This window comes from Paenibacillus sp. YPG26, assembly GCF_023704175.1.
Taxonomy (GTDB): Bacteria; Bacillota; Bacilli; order Paenibacillales; family Paenibacillaceae; genus Fontibacillus.
On the sequence record NZ_CP084530.1, the window covers coordinates 991,108 to 1,008,422 of the forward strand.

The following is a 17,315-nucleotide window of genomic DNA, read 5'->3' on the forward strand; positions in this document are numbered from 1 at the left end:
AGGCACACGGAGCGGTGATAGTCCCGGCTAAGCTTGGGAACATGGGTCAAGAGCAGGCCTGCTTAATGATGGGAAAATATAAGCAGGAATATAAATGAGGCGGCAGATGAGGACTAGCTTACCAGTCCTGAACTGCCGCCTCTTGCTATTTAGCGATCGATCCGAAATACTCCATAACCACCTCACGGAATTCCAGAGCTGCCCGTGAGATATACCGGCTTTTATGCGATAAAAGAGCGATCTCCCGAACCAGCTCATGCTCCTCTATTTTAAGATAGTGGATTTGCTCATTTGCGGTTTTTGCCGTGCTTGGAATGAAGGCAATGCCGATCTCGGCTTCCACAAGGGAGCTCAGCCTTGCAGGCTCATCTCCTTCATATACATACTTGGGTGTGAACCCGGCGGACCCGCATACCGAGTCAGCTAGATCGCGTGTCCCGTAGCCTCGTTTGACACCGACAAACCATTCATTTCTCAGTTCTGTCAAAGCCACACTGGACCGGGCTGCCAGACTGTGATTCTTCGGAACAGCAACAAGGATCGGGTCGATGTACACGACCTCGGTATGGATATCATCGCCATATATTGAAGGTGAGGACAAGCAGTAATCGACCTCTCCCCTGTGAAGAAGTGTGACCATTTCCTGAGTCGTCAGCATTTGTACATAGAACTGGATATTTGGTCTTTTCTTCCGGAACTTCCGAAGAATATGGGGCAGCGCGCTTGCGGCGGTCACCGCCAATTGAAGAGTGCCATGGCCTGGGCTGGATAAGTCGCCAATCTCCTGCTTCCCTTGCTCCAGTTCTAACAACGCTCTTTCGGCACGGCGGAGGAATGTGCTCCCGAATTCATTTAGTCTTAGTCTTCGCCCTATCCGGTCGAATAGAGGGACTCCTAGGTCCTCTTCCAGACGCTGAATCGTCTTGCTTAATGATGACTGGGTCACATGCAGACTTTGTGCGGCTTCAGTCATATGCTCCAATCTGGCTACTGTGAGAAAATATTGCAGCTGCAGAAGCTCCATTCTGGCCCTCCTCTCATTCCTTCTAGTCAATGAAATCATAACATAGAATGCGTTGGAATAAATAAATCCTTCGAAGTATGATGACATCACAATAGACAAAGGGGGAGCAGCAATGAATGCTAGCGGCAAGTGGTTATTGATCTCTGTGTGTCTCGGGGTTCTGCTTAACCCGCTGAATTCCTCAATGGTTTCAGTGGCTTTGCCAGATTTGCAAAATGTGTTCAAGCTCGACTTTATGGAAGCATCCTGGATTATATTATCTTTCTACATTGCAAGTGCCATCGCCCAACCCGTCATGGGCAAGGCCAGCGATTTATTCGGCCGGAGACCGATATTTCTAGCCGGTCTTGTTATTTCCTTCGCGGCGTCTGCATTGACTCCGCTGTCACCCTACTTTGGCATGCTGATTGTAATGCGTATCGTACAGGCGATCGGTACAAGCATGATGGTTGCGGTTGGAATGGCCATTATCCGGGTTCATATTACACACAAACAGGCGGCTGCGCTGTCAGTCTTGTCTATATTTCTATCGGGAGCTGCGGCTATGGGACCTTTTATAGGGGGGATGCTGCTCTACTTGGGAGATTGGCAGGCTATCTTTTTGATCAATATTCCGTTTGTAGTGGCGAGCTTTCTGCTTGCTTGGAGGACGATTCCAAAGGAAGAGCAATCAGCATTTGTGACTAAAGGGGGCATGTCTTTTCGAAAATGGCTTGATTTAATAGATGCAGCAGGCATCCTGCTCTTCACAGTCGGACTGGTTGCCCTGCTCACCGGGTTACTGTCCGTCAAATCATCCTTGCAAATCTCATCAGGGAATCTGACCGCATTGTTGATCGGCGTCACGGCCTTATGGGCATTCGTGAAACATGAGCTGAGAACGAACTCACCTTTTATTCCTTTACGCACATTCGCCAAGCACCCTGTGATGACGTTCATCAATGTACAGTATATCCTAGTTAATTTGCTGTACTACTCGCTCTTCTTCGGGTTCCCGTCCTACTTGCAGACCGTGCGGCATGTCAGTGAGTTCCACACAGGAATTCTCATGCTGACCCTGGGTCTGTGCTCGCTGGCAGCTTCACCGCTGGCTGGACGATGGATTGATAAGTCAGGCCCCCGGCCGGCCTTGTTCGTATCCGCCATTCTGATGACTTTGGGATCTGTATGGATAGTTACCCTGCATCCAGCATCCCCTATGATCAGCGTGTGTGTGGTCCTGGCCGCTTTCGGTATTAGCAACGGGCTGAACAATGTCGGCATGCAGGCCGCCTTGTTCCAGAGCTCGCCCAAAGAAATCATCGGCGTAGCCTCCGGACTATTCAATACCTCCAGATATCTGGGAACTATTTTCTCTTCCTTGTTAATCGGTGTCGTTATGGGAGGGGAGTTCAGCTTTCAGGGATTTCGTTGGCTGGGAGTGATTCTCGCGCTCACTGCCTTGTCTCTGTTGGTAATGAATCTCCGGCAAAATAAGACCGGATATGCTCCAGAGTCGCATTAACCCACGATGGAGGCGTAACAGTGTCAACTTCGCTAATCTTTCAGACTACACAAAATGGGTGCCCGCAGTTCATAGGAACTGGGCACCCATTTGTGTCTATAACGGAGGATTCGCATGGCATCTGCGGCATACCGGATAGTAGGCCTCGCTGCCGCCAATCTGGATCTGCTCGCCGCGGTATACGGGCTTGCCATTCTCCACCCGCAGATTCATGGTGGCTTTGCGTTCACAGAACCAGCATATCGTCTTCATCTCTTCTAATTTATCCGCATAGATGAGCATCTGCTCACTGCCCTCGAACAAGTGGTTCTGGAAGTCGTTCTTAAGCCCGAACCCCATTACGGGCACATCCAGCTCATCCACGATACGGGCCAGCTGCATGATGCCTTCCTTCTTCAGGAACTGGCACTCATCCACCAGTACGCAGTACGGCTTGGGTGTATGCTCCTTCACGATTCCGAATATATCTGTGTCCTCATAGATCGGGATAGCTTCTCTGCGCATGCCGACCCGGGACGACACGAACCCGATCTCATCGCGGGTGTCGATCGCCGGCGTGAAGATCAGAACAGGCTTGTTCTGTTCCTCATAATTATGGGCTACTTTTAGAATCTCAATGGACTTGCCGCTGTTCATTGCTCCGTACTTGAAGTATAACTGTGCCAAGATGCATGTTCCTTTCCCCGCTAAAAATATCTATTAAGCATAATAGGCAAGCTTGGCGTAAGTCAATGTAGTTGTAAGCTAGAACCTCGCACATTATTTTCCTATATTCGAAGAGCTTGAAGCTGGAATAATCCTGATATAATGGGTAAATGAATTCAGGAGGAAGAATAGGAGAGTGTGATGACTCAGATTGTGAAGAAAGAAAGAATACTAGAAATTGAACTCCTCAGGGGGTTTGCTTTTGCGGGGGTTGTGTTCCAGCATGCCGTTGCCCATTATGGCTACCTCAAGGAGACCGGACTTGCTGATGGAGCGCTGCTTGCGCTGCTCGTGATCTTGTCGAAGTTTGCTGTGCCTGTGTTTATTTTTATTACGGGAATGGTACTCTTCTACAATTATGATGGACAGTTGAATTACAGATCCTTTCTGGGGAAAAGAATCAAGGATATCGGAGCCCCATTCCTTGCCTGGTCCGTATTTTATATGTGGTTGAACCATGCTCTGCCGGGAGCCGGGCTGCACGAATTGTTAGCCGCAGGGGAGCGGTTAATCACGGGCAAATCAAGCTTCCATCTGTGGTACGTGTTCATGATAGTTCAGTTCTATCTCCTGTTCCCGCTGTTCCGGCGCGGTCTTCGGAGACTAACTGACAGTCTGTGCCCATCGGTTCGCCCGTGGGCAGTGTTCGCGGCAGGGGCGGCCTATATAGGATTAATGCCGCTTATTGGAATGATCGCAGGTCTGTTCAGGGCGGCAGATATTCCTGTGCTAACGCCTCTGTTCACCACTTATGCGGACCGGAATGTATTGTACTATTTATTTTATTTCCTGTTAGGCGCGGCTGCCGGGATGAATGTAGCAAGGTGGCAGTTGTGGGTCAGACAGGGACGATATTTCTACTGGCCGGTATTTCTCGGTTTCACGGCCTACTTTTTCTATCAGCTGGTGGATGGTTTTCAGCAGGAGGACGGTCTCCATATTCATTTCAACGGAATCGCTCTGCTGCAGCCGCTCATGGTTATTTTCCTGACTAGTTCCATATTTGTGCTCTACCGGATCGCGATGGCACTGAAGAGCAGCGGTAGTCCGCTTCTGCTGCGGATGCTTACCCGAATAAGCATGCTGTCATACGGAGCTTACCTGATGCACGCGGGCGTGCTGCGGATTGCTTATACGCTGGAAGGCAGCTTGATCGCAGAATGGAGTACAACGGTTCGAACCATAATCGCATTTCTATTATGTATGGGGATGTGCTGTCTCTTCACCTGGCTGCTTGCGCGTCTGCCTTTTGGCAAATGGCTCGTAGGCGTCCACATACCGCGGAAAGCGAAGATAAGGCATCCGACGGACCAGAAGGCGGGCATGACCTCGTAAAGGGGAACCTTGCAAACCACGTGTTTTTTCCCGTATTGGGAGACCTTGTTTGACAGGCCCACACCATCAGGCTAATGGCTGCGTAAGCTGAGTCATGAACCTATGGAGGTGAATAAAATTGGCGAAGCTGTCCAATCAAGCGAAAGCCCGCAAGTATTTGAACAAGCGGGTCAAGATAAAGACCAAGACAGGCAGTGTCCTGTACGGTACCATTGTGAAGGTATCCGGCAAGCGGCTGTACTTAAATACCTCCTCACTTCACGGCAGAGATACGAAGGCCCATGTCACGTTCGCACCTTTGATTCTGCCGCTTGTCCTGTTTGACCTGCTTGCCATTATCTTGCTCGAACGGCCAAGGAGAAGAAGACGCTTCTAATTGTTCTTTGGTTGTTCTGTGAACGATTCGTCATATATACGGGCCTGCAGCTGCCAAGGGCGGCAGAAATTTGATATGGATAATGAATGGAAGCCATCATGGCTTCTTTTTTTGCAGACCACCGTGAAGCCTCAGCTTGTCAAACATGTCCGCATAATCGTCCAAGTTCCCACATAGACATGTATCAAGTTTAGGAAAATTCATATGGGCTAAGGGGATGATACCATGCGTCGAATCACATGGGTGCTAACCATGGTGATAGCTTTCAGCATGCTGCTGGCTGCTTGCGGACCGAAGAATTCTGCTGATGTTGTCAAGGATCTGGATCAAGCCGTCACGAAAATGGAAAGTTATAAAGGATCGGGAACGATGACCCTCCACACGGGTGATAAGCCTCAGGAATACCGGGTTGAAGTATGGTATCAAGACCCGTCTTATTACCGGATAGCGTTAACGAATGCGCAGAGGGACGTGACCCAGATCGTGCTCCGCAATGATCAGGGTGTGTATGTGCTCACACCCAGCTTGAACAAGAGCTTCCGGTTCCAGAGCGACTGGCCGGAGAATCAGGGGCAGGTATACCTGTATCAGACTCTTGTTCGCAGCATTCTGAACGATACATCCCGCCAATTCGTGGATGACAAGGACAGCTACGTCTTTGATGTGGCAGCCAATTATAATACCCAGACCCTGGTGCGCCAGAAGATTTGGCTGAACAAGAAGGATTATGCGCCGAAGCAGGTCCAAGTCTCGGATTCGAACGCCAATGTGGTAGTTGAAGTGAAATTTGACAAGTTCAAATTCGACGCCGGCTTTGATAAGAAAGCATTTGATATGCAGCAGAATCTGAATGCTTCGACACTGAACTCCCAGGGCACTATTCTGGAGGTGGATGAGAACGGACAATTGGTTGAGAAGACTCAAGATCCTGGCCAGGCAGATGTGTCCGGCGGTGCCAAGGATACAGCCGCAGAGCCTGAGAACAACAAGGGAACTGAGGATTCCGTCAAGCTTCCTGCGATGAATGAAGCCTTCGGAGTCATTATGCCGACCTATCTTCCTGAGGGTGTAGTCAAGAAAGAGGAGAAGGTCATCGAGGGAAGTGAGAACAGTGCGGTGCTTCTTCGTTATGATGGGGCGTACCAATACACGCTGACCGAAGGCAGAGCGGCAGACCGTTCGGTATCGCTTGCGGCAAATGGCCAGGTCATTGATCTCGGCTTCACGTGGGGATACTTGACCGGTTCGGATCAAGAGACGCAGAATCTGGCCTGGACGGTGGACGGTCTTGAATTCAATCTTACCAGCAACAATCTTCCGGCACATGAAATGATCAAGATTGCCGCTTCTATGCAGGATCAAACGGGTAAATAATAGTGGATAGACGGATAACGGCTGAAGGGATAATGGATATTCTCCCCTTCACACCGTCCATCCGTCCTCTTTTTATATCTGCTGATTAAAGCGGGTTTCACTTGCAGAAAAAGGTTGCTCTATCGCGTTGACAGCCACCCTCTCGACCATTAACATTAGTTTATTGTGTTGTTGTTCTGAAGTGGTCTGGGAAGACAAGAGTGGATTTTCAAACATTAGAGAAGGTGACCTCATTGCAAGTAAACTATCGACCCACCCAAGCTGAAATTGATCTGGATGCGCTGGAAGCCAATTACCTGGCGTTCCGCCGGGCGCTGCCTGAGGGTATGAAGCTTTTGGCCTGTGTCAAAGCTAATGCTTACGGCCATGGAGCAGTGCAAGTATCCAAGGAAATGCAGCGTCTGGGCGCTGACTATCTGAGCGTGGCATTTCTGGACGAAGCTTTGGAGCTGCGGCAGGCAGGTATAACCATGCCGATTCTGGTACTGGGATATGTGCCTGTACATGGTATTCGGGCGGCTTGGGAGAACGATGTAACGATTGCCCTGTTCAGTGAAGATGTGCTGACAGCCATTCAGGAGCTGGAGTCTCACGCATTCCCGCATAAGCTCAAGGTCCACATCAAAGTGGATTCAGGAATGGGAAGGCTGGGGCTGTTACCCGGCGAGCGGCTTATCCGATTTGTCGGTGAAGCGATGGCCGTGCCGCATGTGGAGGTAGAAGGTTTATTTACCCACTTTGCAACGGCAGATGAGGAAGATAAAACTTATACACTGGAGCAGTACCAGCGTTTTCAGGGCGCGTGCGAAGCACTGCGGGAGCAAGGTTATGAGATCCCGATCATACATACGGGCAACAGTGCTGTCGCCGTAGATATGCCGCAGATCTCCTGCGATATGGTTCGTATAGGTATCTCTCTATACGGTCTGTATCCTTCAGATGAGGTCGAGCAGACTAAGGTGAAGCTAAGCCCGGTATTAACACTGAAAACACAGGTAGTCTTCGTTAAGACGCTGCCCCCGCACTCAGGTGTAAGCTATGGAATACGTTATATAACTGAATCCGAGGAGCTGATTGGTACGCTCCCGATCGGTTATGCAGATGGCTATTCACGTATGCTGACGGGGAAAGCGCAGGTTCTGATACGCGGATGCCGCGTTCCTGTCGTTGGAACAATCTGCATGGACCAGTGTATGGTATCATTGCAATCTTTTGCCGGTATGGCAGAGGAAATTCAAGCTGGAGAAGAGGTTGTCCTCATAGGTCAGCAGCGCGGGGAGACGATTACCGCGGGCGAGCTGGCTTCTGAGCTCGGTACCATCCATTACGAGATTATCTGCATGCTAGCTCATCGTATACCGCGGCTCTACACCCGTTCAGGTGTGCCTGAACTCAAGGTGAATCCGCTGGTTGCATATAGCCAGAATTAACTTTACAACCCTATAATTTTTAACTACATGAAGGAATTGCTGCGGTCCATCCCGAATATATCAAGTAATTGGAAAATGACAAATGGTATGTACGCCATTGTAGTTTCCGTTTATAATGAAATGCAGCATACTTGATATACAGGGAGCATATATTCCTTTGTATAAATTTCCTTGGATAATGCTATACTGGTCCTAGGGAAGAAGGTCGAAGGTTTGTGGGGGTGTAAAGTAATTGGCCAATATGCAGAGCACCAAAAGAATCATGATCAGCTTGCCAGATTATCTTTTGCAAGAGGTGGATGGGATTGTAGCTCTGGAGAATTCCAACCGCAGTGAACTTATTAGGCAGGCAATGAAGCTCTACTTGAACGAGCGGAAGAAGCGTTATATCCGTGAGTCCATGCAGCGCGGTTACATGGAGATGGCGAAGATTAACCTGACCATGGCCTCTGAAGCGTTCCATGCGGAGGAAGATGCGGACAGCACTCTGGACCGGCTAGTAAGCGGGGTGTGAACATGATCGTGAAGCGCGGTGACGTGTTTTTTGCTGACCTCTCACCTGTTGTAGGTTCCGAGCAGGGAGGAGTCAGACCGGTGCTGATTATCCAGAACGATATCGGGAACCGTTTCAGCCCAACGGCCATAGTTGCTGCGATTACGGCTCAAATTCAGAAGGCGAAGCTGCCGACTCATGTTGAGATTGAAGCGGCTACGCACGGGTTTGACCGGGATTCCGTCATTCTACTGGAGCAGATACGAACCATTGACAAGCAAAGGCTGACTGACAAGATCACCCATCTGGATGAAGAGACGATGAAGAAGGTGGATGAGTCACTGCTTATCAGTGTGGGACTGATTGATTTCTAACTAAAACATGACCTGATTGTAAGAGGTGCGCCGGGGAGACTTGGGCGCATTTTTTATTATTTGGGCATTAGGCAACTGGCAATATAGGCTGAAGTTTGTGATAATAAGCTACATATAGTTTAGAGAAAGAGGGATTGGATTTGTCTGACATAGAGACGTTGGTGGAAGGTGCGCCACATGTAGTGCAAGCGGAAGAGCAGGAACGGATCGTACAGCAGATTGCGGGGGAGCTGCAAATCTCCGTGAAGCAAATACGCACAACGATCGGGCTGCTGGGTGAAGGGAATACCATTCCGTTCATCGCCCGCTACCGTAAGGAAATGACGGGAGAGCTGGATGAGAACCAGCTTCGAAATATTGAAGAACGGGCAGCCTATCTGCGCGGCCTGGAAGAGCGCAAGCGTGAAGTCATCCGGATTATTGATGAGCAGGGCAAGCTTACGAAAGAGCTGGCCGCTGCGATCAAGCAATCAGGCAAGCTGCAGGAGGTGGAAGACCTCTACCGCCCTTACCGCCAGAAGCGCAAGACGCGTGCGAGCGTGGCGAAGGAGAAGGGGCTTGAGCCCTTGGCTGAGTGGCTCTTATCCCAGCCCAAGCAGGGTGACCTGCTTGCGGAAGCTGCGGGTTATGTCAGCGAGGATAAGGGAGTGGCATCCGCAGAGGAAGCCGTGCAGGGAGCTATGGATATTGTGGCTGAGACGCTTGCCGATGATCCTGCGGTTCGGGCCTGGGTACGGAGATATACGTTCGATCATGGCATGATTGATACAGCGGCGAAGGATGCGGAACAGGAAACGGTCTATGAGATGTACTACAGCTACCGGGAGCTGGCCAAGAAGATGCCGCCTCACCGTATTCTGGCGATTAACCGTGGCGAGCGTGAGAATATATTGAAGGTCTCGCTTGATGTCCCGGCTGAGCCGGTTCATAAGTATATTGCCGGACAAATTATTAAAGGACGTTCCCCGGTGGAAGCTGCGCTTCATACAGTAATTGAGGATGCCTATAAGCGGTTGATTGCTCCTTCCATAGAGCGTGAGGTTAGAGCCGAGCTGACAGAGAAGGCCGAGAACCAGGCCATCTCTATCTTCTCAGGCAACCTTCGCAGTCTGCTTCTGCAGCCTCCGGTGAAGGGCAAGAACGTCCTGGGCGTGGACCCCGCCTACCGGACAGGCTGTAAGCTTGCCGTCGTCGATGATACGGGCAAGCTGCTGGAGGTGGCGGTGACCTATCCGACACCGCCGCACAACAAGAAGCGCGAAGCTGCCGCCAAGTTCAATGAGCTGATTGATAAGTACGCCATCCAGCTCATTGTCATCGGGAACGGAACGGCTTCTCGCGAATCCGAGCAGTTCGTCGCCGAGATCATCGCCGAACGTGAGGAGCAGGAGCTCGCTTACCTGATCGTCAGCGAGGCCGGGGCAAGCGTCTACTCCGCATCGAAGCTCGCGCAGGAGGAATTCCCGGCGCTCGACGTCGCGGAGCGGAGCGCGGTCTCTATCGCTCGCCGTGTGCAGGACCCTCTGGCTGAGCTCGTCAAGATCGATCCCAAGGCCATTGGAGTCGGCCAGTACCAGCATGATGTCTCCCAGAAGCATCTGGAAGAGAGCCTGAAGACGGTGGTTGAATCCGCGGTTAACCATGTTGGTGTGGATGTGAACACCGCGTCGCCGTCACTACTGTCCTATGTCTCTGGTGTTAATGCCACAACGGCGAAGAACATCGTGAAGTTCCGTGAAGAGAACGGCAAGTTCACGAACCGCAAGCAGCTTCAGAAGGTTCCGCGTCTTGGCGCCAAGACGTATGAGCAGTGCATCGGCTTCATGCGTATCCCTGGGGGAAGCGATCCGCTTGACCGTACACCGATTCACCCGGAATCGTATTCAGTGGTCAACCGTCTGCTTAAGGAGCTGAATATCGAGCCGCAGCAGCTGGGCTCCAAGGAAGTCGCTGCCCAGCTGTCGAGTCTCCAGCCTGAGCCGCTTGCAGAGAGCCTTGGCGTGGGTGTGCCCACACTTAAGGACATTTTGGAGAGCTTGCAGCGTCCGGGGCGGGATCCCCGTGAAGAGCTGCCGCTGCCAATCTTCCGTACGGATGTGCTGAAGATTGAGGACCTCGTCCCTGGTATGAAGCTGCAGGGTACGGTCCGTAATGTAATTGACTTTGGCGCATTCGTGGATATCGGGATCAAGAGCGATGGGCTAGTTCATATTTCGCAGCTCAGCAGCGGTTATGTGAAGCATCCAATGGACATCGTATCCGTGGGTGACAATGTTACTGTCTGGGTTCTGAACGTGGATGTGAAGAAAGGCCGGGTCGGCCTGACAATGCGTGAGCCTGAGAAGAACTAGAATATAAGCACACAGAAGGTTGTCTTCAGGCAGGTGGTCTGCCGGGGACAGCCTTTTTTGTGATGGTGTGCTTAGCCGCCCTTTGTACCTCTCCCACAAGACAAGAAGCCACCGCTAAGGCCGAAACGGCATTAGAGATGGCTTCTTGGGAGCTGTGGATGACTACAGCTGACCTGCCTTATGGTTGTCTTCGGAACGGTTGTAGTAGAAGAACCAGCACTCGTTCAGCAGTCTGATCTGGCGCCGGTCCTTCTTGTGAAAAGCCCGCATGATCTGATTACAGAGCCATTTCGGCAAAAGGCTCACCCTCCTGTCGGATTCCCTTAATATGCATAGCATATGGGGAGAAGCCCGGAAGTGTGCAGGTCCTACACCGATTGTTCAGCTTCTTCCTCGTACCACTGCTCGAGCTGGGCCTGAAGAGCGCGGATCTCGGTGAGCAGCGAAATGAGCGGATAGCTGTTCTCTTTGATCGAAGAGAAAGAAGCTTCCAGAGTGTTGATGTAGTCAAGTCCGCTGGTAATCCGGCTTGTCTCTTCAAGCAGATCAAGCCGGTCGCACTCGGCAACCGCCTTGGGAAGTGCCGGGATCTGCTCAGCGGTCAGCTTGGCGATCTCCTTATGAAGACGAAGGTTCAAAGCGCTTAGCTGATACGCGTAATCCGCAGGCATTTCCACGAATTGCAGTTCATGATTTAATTGTAAAATGACATAACGCATAGTCTGCATAAATGGGTGACTCCCTCCAAGTGATTCCTACTTGACAGTGTAGCCTAATCAGAAGTTAAAATTCAAGTACAAAGGAGAGATGATACCTGTGACAAACGATGAGCTGCAGGCATGGGTAGAAGAGATATCCCTGCACAGCTTTGGCCTGCCGTTTCGGCATAAGGCTTCCTTCAATGCCCGGCTTAGAACGACTGGCGGGAGATATTTCATGAGAACCCATCATATTGATATCAATCCTCATCAACTTGAAGCCTTTGGAAAAGAGGAAGTCGAGAAGATCATCAAGCATGAGCTGTGCCACTATCATCTACATTTAGCCGGAAGAGGCTATCAGCATAAGGATCCCGAGTTCAAAGCCCTGCTTCACCAAGTCAAGGGAAGCCGCTACTGCCAGGCGCTGCCGGGTACCTCCGGCCGAAGACCGCAGCCATACCGTTATAAGCTCGTCTGCACGCGCTGCCGGACGGAATATTTGCGTAAGCGAAAGGTTGATCCTGGCCGCTACCGCTGCGGCAGATGCGCCGGGACTTTGAAGATGGCAGAGCTGTAATATTCTCAGTAATGATCGCCCGTGATATACTTGAGGTGAATTCAAGAATGAGGAGTGATTCCATTGGCCAAATCAAATGCCAAGAAGCAGAGAGACAAGCTGAGCCGTGAAGGCAGACGCAACCCTGAGGCTGGAAGAAGCCTATTTGTCTTCACAGATATGAGAACAAGGAAGACCAAGACCAAGCATGAGAAAATGTATATGATCAAACATAAGAACCAGGTTTCCGGAGGCGGAGATGAGGGTTCTTTTTATTTTGGCTGTAACGCAATGCTTTTACAGGATCACTTTTCACTCATTCATGGATAATTCTCAGGCTCACTTATTTAATTAGCGTTTCAGGCTATCTGATCTGCAAGGAATGTGAGAGCCTGGCATCGAATATAGAGGACTGTAGTATCAATCAAATGTTACTTACTTGTGGGGGGATTAGAGTTTGAGCAAATTCGGATTATATACAAAATTCACGACTCAGGAAGGTCAACGTGAATCCTTGGTTGAGATGCTGCTTGAAGCCGCAGGCGGGATGGAATCCGTGGAGGGCTGCATTCTATATGTCGTCAACACTCCGGATAATGACCCAAATGGCGTATGGGTGACCGAAATATGGATCAGTCCGTCAGCCCATCAAGCATCGCTTATTTTAGAGGAGGTAAAGGCGCTAATTGAGAAAGCAAAACAGTTGATCACCGGAATAGAGCAAATTAAACTTAGCCCGCTAGGCGGCAAAGGGATTTAGGATGCTTTTTCACATAAGAAATAACTCGTATGCTCATAAGTGGGCATGTCTTACATATATATGGTAGTGGGAACGACAAGGAACACCCCTGGGGAGAGGAGAACTGGACCGAAGGAGTATTTTGCGGATGGAATGGAGGAGAGGCACCATGAGTGCTGAACTGCTTATTCAACTGCTCGTGCTCATCATTATGATTATCGGTCTGGATCGCCACAGAAAGGATTCCTGAGTTGCCACCACAAAGACCTGGCCTGGGGGCTGGGTCTTTCCTGACAAGTTTAAATAATATTTCCATTAAGTTCTTATCCTGTAATTCTTGACTTTGTTAAATCATCATGATAAATTAATTGAAGTATAAATTATTGTTCCCTGATAGCTCAGTTGGTAGAGCACTCGACTGTTAATCGAGTTGTCACAGGTTCGAGTCCTGTTCGGGGAGCCATTTCTATTTGGAGAGATACCCAAGTGGCTATAAGGGGACCCTCTGCTAAGGGGTTAGACTGCGTAAGTGGTGCGAGGGTTCGAATCCCTCTCTCTCCGCCATCATTCACATAACATGATCTACATAAGAACAGGGGCTTCTGAATTTCAGAAGCCTCTTTTTTGTGGTCCTAACCGTTGTTGTCCTAACCGTTGTTGATATGGCCAATGCTGGAGGACAGATCTTATGCATCCCTTTAACGAAATATTATTTTTGAAAAAAAAAGCTTGCCAGCCTAATTTGTTTTTGATATACTCATTTTTGTTGTCACACGAGAACGACTTGAAGAAACTTAGATATGGCCCGTTGGTCAAGGGGTTAAGACACCTCCCTTTCACGGAGGTAACAGGGGTTCGAATCCCCTACGGGTCACCACTTTCATTACAGCTTTAATCGGGGATGAGAACCCATCAGGGTTCGTCGGAGCATCAGCTTCGGAAGGAATACATCGCAGTCTCGTTCGAAGAATTCTTAGTGAGAGCCATTAGCTCAGTTGGTAGAGCACCTGACTTTTAATCAGGGTGTCGAAGGTTCGAGTCCTTCATGGCTCACCATTTTAATTTCATATGCGGTCGTGGTGGAATGGCAGACACGCTATCTTGAGGGGGTAGTGGGTGTATACCCGTGGAGGTTCGAGTCCTCTCGACCGCATCAATGCTTCAGCCTAAGTGAACCTTGTTAACAAGGTTCACTTTTGTTTTTGTACACAGCCAGCTGGTTGTTAAGGATTTTTTGAACTGGAACGGACGGACGAAGAGGCGAATGAGTTCATGCGGTTGCTCTTTAAAGTTAACTCAGTCCTGTAGCTTGGGAAGCTTGTTTTAGGTCTCGTTGCTACATTTAATTTCCACTTTACAATTGTGCTTGGCAGCTATATAATATGAAGTGTTCGCTTGAAAAAGCGGTAGCCACGCGGTCGTGGTGGAATGGCAGACACGCTATCTTGAGGGGGTAGTGGGTGTATACCCGTGGAGGTTCGAGTCCTCTCGACCGCATAACGTATTGAAGGAACGGTCTTTCTGCAGATTGCAGGAAGATCGTTTTTTTGTGCAAATAATAAGCCCCTGCTCTCTTCTCCTTAAGAGATGCGGGGGCTTGTTGTGCAGCTTATGAAGTAATGGTCTGATACAGCAGAAATATGTTCAGTGCAATAATGATTCCTGTAACGAGCCAGGCCAGAATGTTAATCCTGGCTTTGTTAGCGAATTCGCCCATCTTGGTTCGGCTGCCCGTGAATTTGACAAGGGGAACAACCGCGAAGGGCAGCTGCAGAGAGAGAATCACCTGGCTGAAGATTAATAAATCCTGTACACCAGAATCGCCATAGATCGCTGTTACAATTACTGCTGGAATGATGGCGATCAAGCGGGTGATGAGACGCCGCAGCCATGGCTTGAGACGAAGATTGATGAAGCCTTCCATTACAATCTGGCCTGCAAGTGTCCCCGTAAGCGTCGAGTTTTGACCTGAAGCCAGAAGGGCTACAGCGAACATGATGCTTCCCAAGGTGGTACCTACAATTGGAGTCAGAAGATGATAGGCATCACCAATGTCCGTTACGTCGGTCAGACCGCTGGAATGGAAAGCGGCTGCCGAGACGATGAGAATCGCAGAGTTGATAAATAACGCGAAAGTCAGTGCGATCGTTGAATCCCAGGTCATATATTTGATGGCTTGACGTTTGCCAATCGCTGTCTGATCGAATTGGCGGGTCTGAACGATAGATGAGTGCAGATACAAGTTATGAGGCATTACCGTAGCCCCTAGAATAGCAATAGCTACATACAGAATCTGCGGATTGCTGATAACCTCGGCAGTTGGAACATAACCCATCAGGACACTTCCCATATCGGGACCTGTCAGGAACAGATCAATTCCGAAGCATACGGCAATGGTCGCAATCAGCACAATAATGAGCATTTCAAGGAATCGGAAGCCCTTATTCTGCAGAATCAGAATCAGAAGGACATCAACTGCGGTTATGATCACCCCATATAATAAAGGCAGTCCAAAGAGCAGATTAAGCGCAATGGCCGTACCGATGACTTCTGCCAGATCACAGGCGGCTATGGCGAGTTCACATAATATCCACAGCCCGATGACCACCGGTTTGGAATAATTGTCCCGGCAGGCTTGGGCCAAGTCTTTGCCTGTTACTATGCCGAGCTTACCGGCCAAGGACTGAAGAAGAATGGCCATCAGATTGGAAATTAATATAACGGAGAGCAAGGTGTAACCAAATCGTGAACCGCCCTCGATATCGGTAGCCCAGTTACCCGGATCCATGTAGCCGACGGCCACCATGTAGCCAGGTCCGGCGAAGGCGAGAAATTTCCTGAACCACTTCGCGTTGGGAGGAATCCGTAGAGAGCGATGGGCCTCGGGAAGCGAAGGAAGTCCCTGGTTATTTGCCCTCCAGCCTGATAGGCGTCCAGCTGTATTTTCTTGAGTATCTTCCATAGGAATCACCTCTTCAATAGTCGTAATAGAATCCGAAAGTTAATCTTTCTTTCATATTGTACACCTACAATAGTTTTTGTCTAGGGAAACTTTTCGGTAATTTTTTAACTTAATTGAGTATGCAGTGGAGCTGGTATATACAGGCTTTTGTCAGGTGCTTTTATTATGTATGCCATACCGGGATAAAGTGCTCCTTGGCTTGAGATACTAAACACGTTCCTAACATGATGCCGGCTTATTAAATTTTTCAACAGGACTACGGCTTGAAAGCTTAGTTGACATGCCGCCTAAAATTATTTAATATGTCTAAGTACTGAAAAAAGATCGAAATTTAATTAAACGGGTGATGAGCATGTCTTACAGACCAATTGTTGAGAACGTGACCGAAGCCAGCAGTAACCAAAAAGATGGCTTGTACGAATTTATTGTCAAAATGGTCGATGGAACGAAGTGCCGCGTGTTCTATCATCGCTTTCCAGAATGGAAGCTTACGAACATCAGCCGTCTTCTTCAAAGTCCTTGCCCGATTTGCCGCAAAGACTTCATTTGCAAGTGCATGGATAACTTTGCAGGAGATATCGGACAACAGATCGTAGACGGACAATATTTGGATAAAGCAGAAGCAGAAGCCAAGTAGAAACAGGCGTTAGGCAGATAAACAAGGTGCGGGGGGTTATCCTCGCGCCTTTTTTCTATTAAGATAAGAAGGTGTAGATACAAAAGCATAAGCTCCACTTTATTTATAACCAAATTAAGGTACAGCACTGCAATTTATTCTAATCTATCTTACGGAAGGGGGAAGAGGAATGAGTCAGCTGAGTTCAAATGCACATGAGGGACCGATAGTTCTTGTTGATGGCATCTGTCATCTGTGCCAAGGCATTACCAAATTCCTGATTAAATGGGATCGCAATGGCCGTCTGCGGTTCGCTTCCCTTCAGTCAGACGCTGGGCAAAGGCTTCTTGCCGAGGGAGGGATGCCGCTCGATTCTTACAGTTCATTTGTGCTTATAGAAGACGGACGTTATTACACGCGTTCCAAGGCAGCTTTGAGGTTGGCCCGGCTGCTTCCTTTTCCTTGGCCGCTGTGGTACGGACTTATTGTAATTCCCCCATTCATTAGGGATGCGGTGTACGATATTGTTGCGCGTAACCGGTACCGGTGGTTTGGTAAGGACGATGCGTGTATGATCCCGACTAAGCAGATAAGAGAGAGATTTCTGGATTAACGGAGGCTCATTCTAGTGAATGTATAATATGGGCTTGCTAGCTTAATATAAATGTGATATTCTAACTGTAAAATTAAGGAACAACGGCAACGGAAGCACCGTTCATGAACCGATTATCGGTTTTTGAGCGGTGCTTTTTTTGTTGTTCATAGGGGGATGAGT

At 49.4% G+C, this 17,315-nt stretch carries 18 protein-coding genes and 6 tRNA genes; 19 read left to right on the forward strand and 5 right to left on the reverse strand.

Features of this window, described 5'->3' with window-relative positions:
* Positions 1 to 145 precede the first annotated feature (145 nt).
* Positions 146 to 1,024 (reverse strand): LysR family transcriptional regulator, encoded by an 879-nt coding sequence (locus LDO05_RS04490; protein WP_251377719.1) that lies wholly within the window; start codon positions 1,022 to 1,024, stop codon positions 146 to 148.
* A 112-nt stretch (positions 1,025 to 1,136) separates the two neighbouring features.
* Between LDO05_RS04490 and LDO05_RS04495 the strand changes: the two genes are divergently transcribed.
* The gene (locus LDO05_RS04495) at positions 1,137 to 2,528 is read left to right on the forward strand and encodes an MFS transporter (RefSeq protein WP_251377720.1); all 1,392 of its coding nucleotides are present in this window, start codon (positions 1,137 to 1,139) and stop codon (positions 2,526 to 2,528) included.
* A gap of 96 nt (positions 2,529 to 2,624) precedes the next feature.
* Here LDO05_RS04495 and LDO05_RS04500 read toward each other — a convergent pair whose 3' ends face one another.
* A complete protein-coding gene (locus tag LDO05_RS04500; protein WP_251377722.1) occupies positions 2,625 to 3,194 on the reverse strand; it encodes a thymidine kinase in 570 nt (189 codons plus the stop codon).
* 180 nt (positions 3,195 to 3,374) lie between these two features.
* Here LDO05_RS04500 and LDO05_RS04505 point away from each other — a divergent pair, with 180 nt between their 5' ends.
* The 7 genes from LDO05_RS04505 to LDO05_RS04535 all read left to right on the forward strand — a co-directional run bounded on the left by LDO05_RS04505 (position 3,375) and on the right by LDO05_RS04535 (position 10,966).
* The gene (locus LDO05_RS04505) at positions 3,375 to 4,568 is read left to right on the forward strand and encodes an acyltransferase (RefSeq protein WP_251378606.1); all 1,194 of its coding nucleotides are present in this window, start codon (positions 3,375 to 3,377) and stop codon (positions 4,566 to 4,568) included.
* Between the two features lie 118 nt (positions 4,569 to 4,686).
* A complete protein-coding gene (locus tag LDO05_RS04510; protein ID WP_251377724.1) occupies positions 4,687 to 4,944 on the forward strand; it encodes a hypothetical protein in 258 nt (85 codons plus the stop codon).
* A gap of 225 nt (positions 4,945 to 5,169) precedes the next feature.
* A complete protein-coding gene (locus LDO05_RS04515) occupies positions 5,170 to 6,318 on the forward strand; it encodes an outer membrane lipoprotein-sorting protein (RefSeq protein WP_251377726.1) in 1,149 nt (382 codons plus the stop codon).
* Positions 6,319 to 6,551: 233 nt separating this feature from the next.
* Positions 6,552 to 7,748: an alanine racemase gene (gene alr, locus LDO05_RS04520; protein WP_251377728.1), complete on the forward strand. Its 1,197-nt coding sequence runs from the start codon at positions 6,552 to 6,554 to the stop codon at positions 7,746 to 7,748.
* Between the two features lie 232 nt (positions 7,749 to 7,980).
* Complete coding sequence (locus tag LDO05_RS04525) at positions 7,981 to 8,262, forward strand: CopG family ribbon-helix-helix protein (RefSeq protein WP_276575549.1); 282 nt, start codon at positions 7,981 to 7,983, stop codon at positions 8,260 to 8,262.
* Positions 8,263 to 8,264: 2 nt separating this feature from the next.
* Positions 8,265 to 8,615, forward strand: a complete 351-nt coding sequence (locus tag LDO05_RS04530) for a type II toxin-antitoxin system PemK/MazF family toxin (RefSeq protein ID WP_127199609.1) — start codon at positions 8,265 to 8,267, stop codon at positions 8,613 to 8,615.
* A 140-nt stretch (positions 8,616 to 8,755) separates the two neighbouring features.
* Positions 8,756 to 10,966: a Tex family protein gene (locus LDO05_RS04535; RefSeq protein WP_276575550.1), complete on the forward strand. Its 2,211-nt coding sequence runs from the start codon at positions 8,756 to 8,758 to the stop codon at positions 10,964 to 10,966.
* Between the two features lie 162 nt (positions 10,967 to 11,128).
* On the opposite strand, the gene cmpA is transcribed toward LDO05_RS04535, so the two are convergent.
* Together cmpA and LDO05_RS04545 are read right to left on the reverse strand one after the other, a co-directional pair.
* Complete coding sequence (cmpA, locus tag LDO05_RS04540; protein ID WP_251377729.1) at positions 11,129 to 11,263, reverse strand: cortex morphogenetic protein CmpA; 135 nt, start codon at positions 11,261 to 11,263, stop codon at positions 11,129 to 11,131.
* A 71-nt stretch (positions 11,264 to 11,334) separates the two neighbouring features.
* The gene (locus tag LDO05_RS04545; RefSeq protein WP_251377730.1) at positions 11,335 to 11,694 is read right to left on the reverse strand and encodes a hydrolase/acyltransferase; all 360 of its coding nucleotides are present in this window, start codon (positions 11,692 to 11,694) and stop codon (positions 11,335 to 11,337) included.
* Between the two features lie 88 nt (positions 11,695 to 11,782).
* Between LDO05_RS04545 and LDO05_RS04550 the strand changes: the two genes are divergently transcribed.
* The 9 genes from LDO05_RS04550 (at position 11,783) to LDO05_RS04590 (ending at position 14,459) form a co-directional block, all read left to right on the forward strand.
* Positions 11,783 to 12,244 (forward strand): SprT family protein, encoded by a 462-nt coding sequence (locus LDO05_RS04550; RefSeq protein ID WP_251377731.1) that lies wholly within the window; start codon positions 11,783 to 11,785, stop codon positions 12,242 to 12,244.
* Between the two features lie 63 nt (positions 12,245 to 12,307).
* Positions 12,308 to 12,553 carry a hypothetical protein gene (locus LDO05_RS04555; RefSeq protein ID WP_251377732.1) on the forward strand — a complete coding sequence of 82 codons (246 nt, stop codon included), beginning with the start codon at positions 12,308 to 12,310 and terminating at the stop codon, positions 12,551 to 12,553.
* 127 nt (positions 12,554 to 12,680) lie between these two features.
* Positions 12,681 to 12,983, forward strand: a complete 303-nt coding sequence (locus LDO05_RS04560) for a putative quinol monooxygenase (protein ID WP_251377733.1) — start codon at positions 12,681 to 12,683, stop codon at positions 12,981 to 12,983.
* A 366-nt stretch (positions 12,984 to 13,349) separates the two neighbouring features.
* Positions 13,350 to 13,425, forward strand: a tRNA-Asn gene (locus LDO05_RS04565).
* Between the two features lie 9 nt (positions 13,426 to 13,434).
* A tRNA-Ser gene (locus tag LDO05_RS04570) sits at positions 13,435 to 13,526 on the forward strand.
* Positions 13,527 to 13,764: 238 nt separating this feature from the next.
* Positions 13,765 to 13,839 (forward strand) — tRNA-Glu (locus LDO05_RS04575).
* A gap of 103 nt (positions 13,840 to 13,942) precedes the next feature.
* Positions 13,943 to 14,018, forward strand: a tRNA-Lys gene (locus LDO05_RS04580).
* A gap of 14 nt (positions 14,019 to 14,032) precedes the next feature.
* A tRNA-Leu gene (locus tag LDO05_RS04585) sits at positions 14,033 to 14,115 on the forward strand.
* Between the two features lie 261 nt (positions 14,116 to 14,376).
* Positions 14,377 to 14,459 (forward strand) — tRNA-Leu (locus LDO05_RS04590).
* 112 nt (positions 14,460 to 14,571) lie between these two features.
* On the opposite strand, the gene LDO05_RS04595 is transcribed toward LDO05_RS04590, so the two are convergent.
* Positions 14,572 to 15,924 carry an Nramp family divalent metal transporter gene (locus LDO05_RS04595; RefSeq protein WP_251377734.1) on the reverse strand — a complete coding sequence of 451 codons (1,353 nt, stop codon included), beginning with the start codon at positions 15,922 to 15,924 and terminating at the stop codon, positions 14,572 to 14,574.
* Positions 15,925 to 16,276: 352 nt separating this feature from the next.
* Between LDO05_RS04595 and LDO05_RS04600 the strand changes: the two genes are divergently transcribed.
* Together LDO05_RS04600 and LDO05_RS04605 are read left to right on the forward strand one after the other, a co-directional pair.
* Positions 16,277 to 16,561 carry a hypothetical protein gene (locus tag LDO05_RS04600; RefSeq protein ID WP_251377735.1) on the forward strand — a complete coding sequence of 95 codons (285 nt, stop codon included), beginning with the start codon at positions 16,277 to 16,279 and terminating at the stop codon, positions 16,559 to 16,561.
* Between the two features lie 169 nt (positions 16,562 to 16,730).
* Positions 16,731 to 17,153 (forward strand): thiol-disulfide oxidoreductase DCC family protein, encoded by a 423-nt coding sequence (locus tag LDO05_RS04605; protein ID WP_251377736.1) that lies wholly within the window; start codon positions 16,731 to 16,733, stop codon positions 17,151 to 17,153.
* Positions 17,154 to 17,315 lie beyond the last annotated feature (162 nt).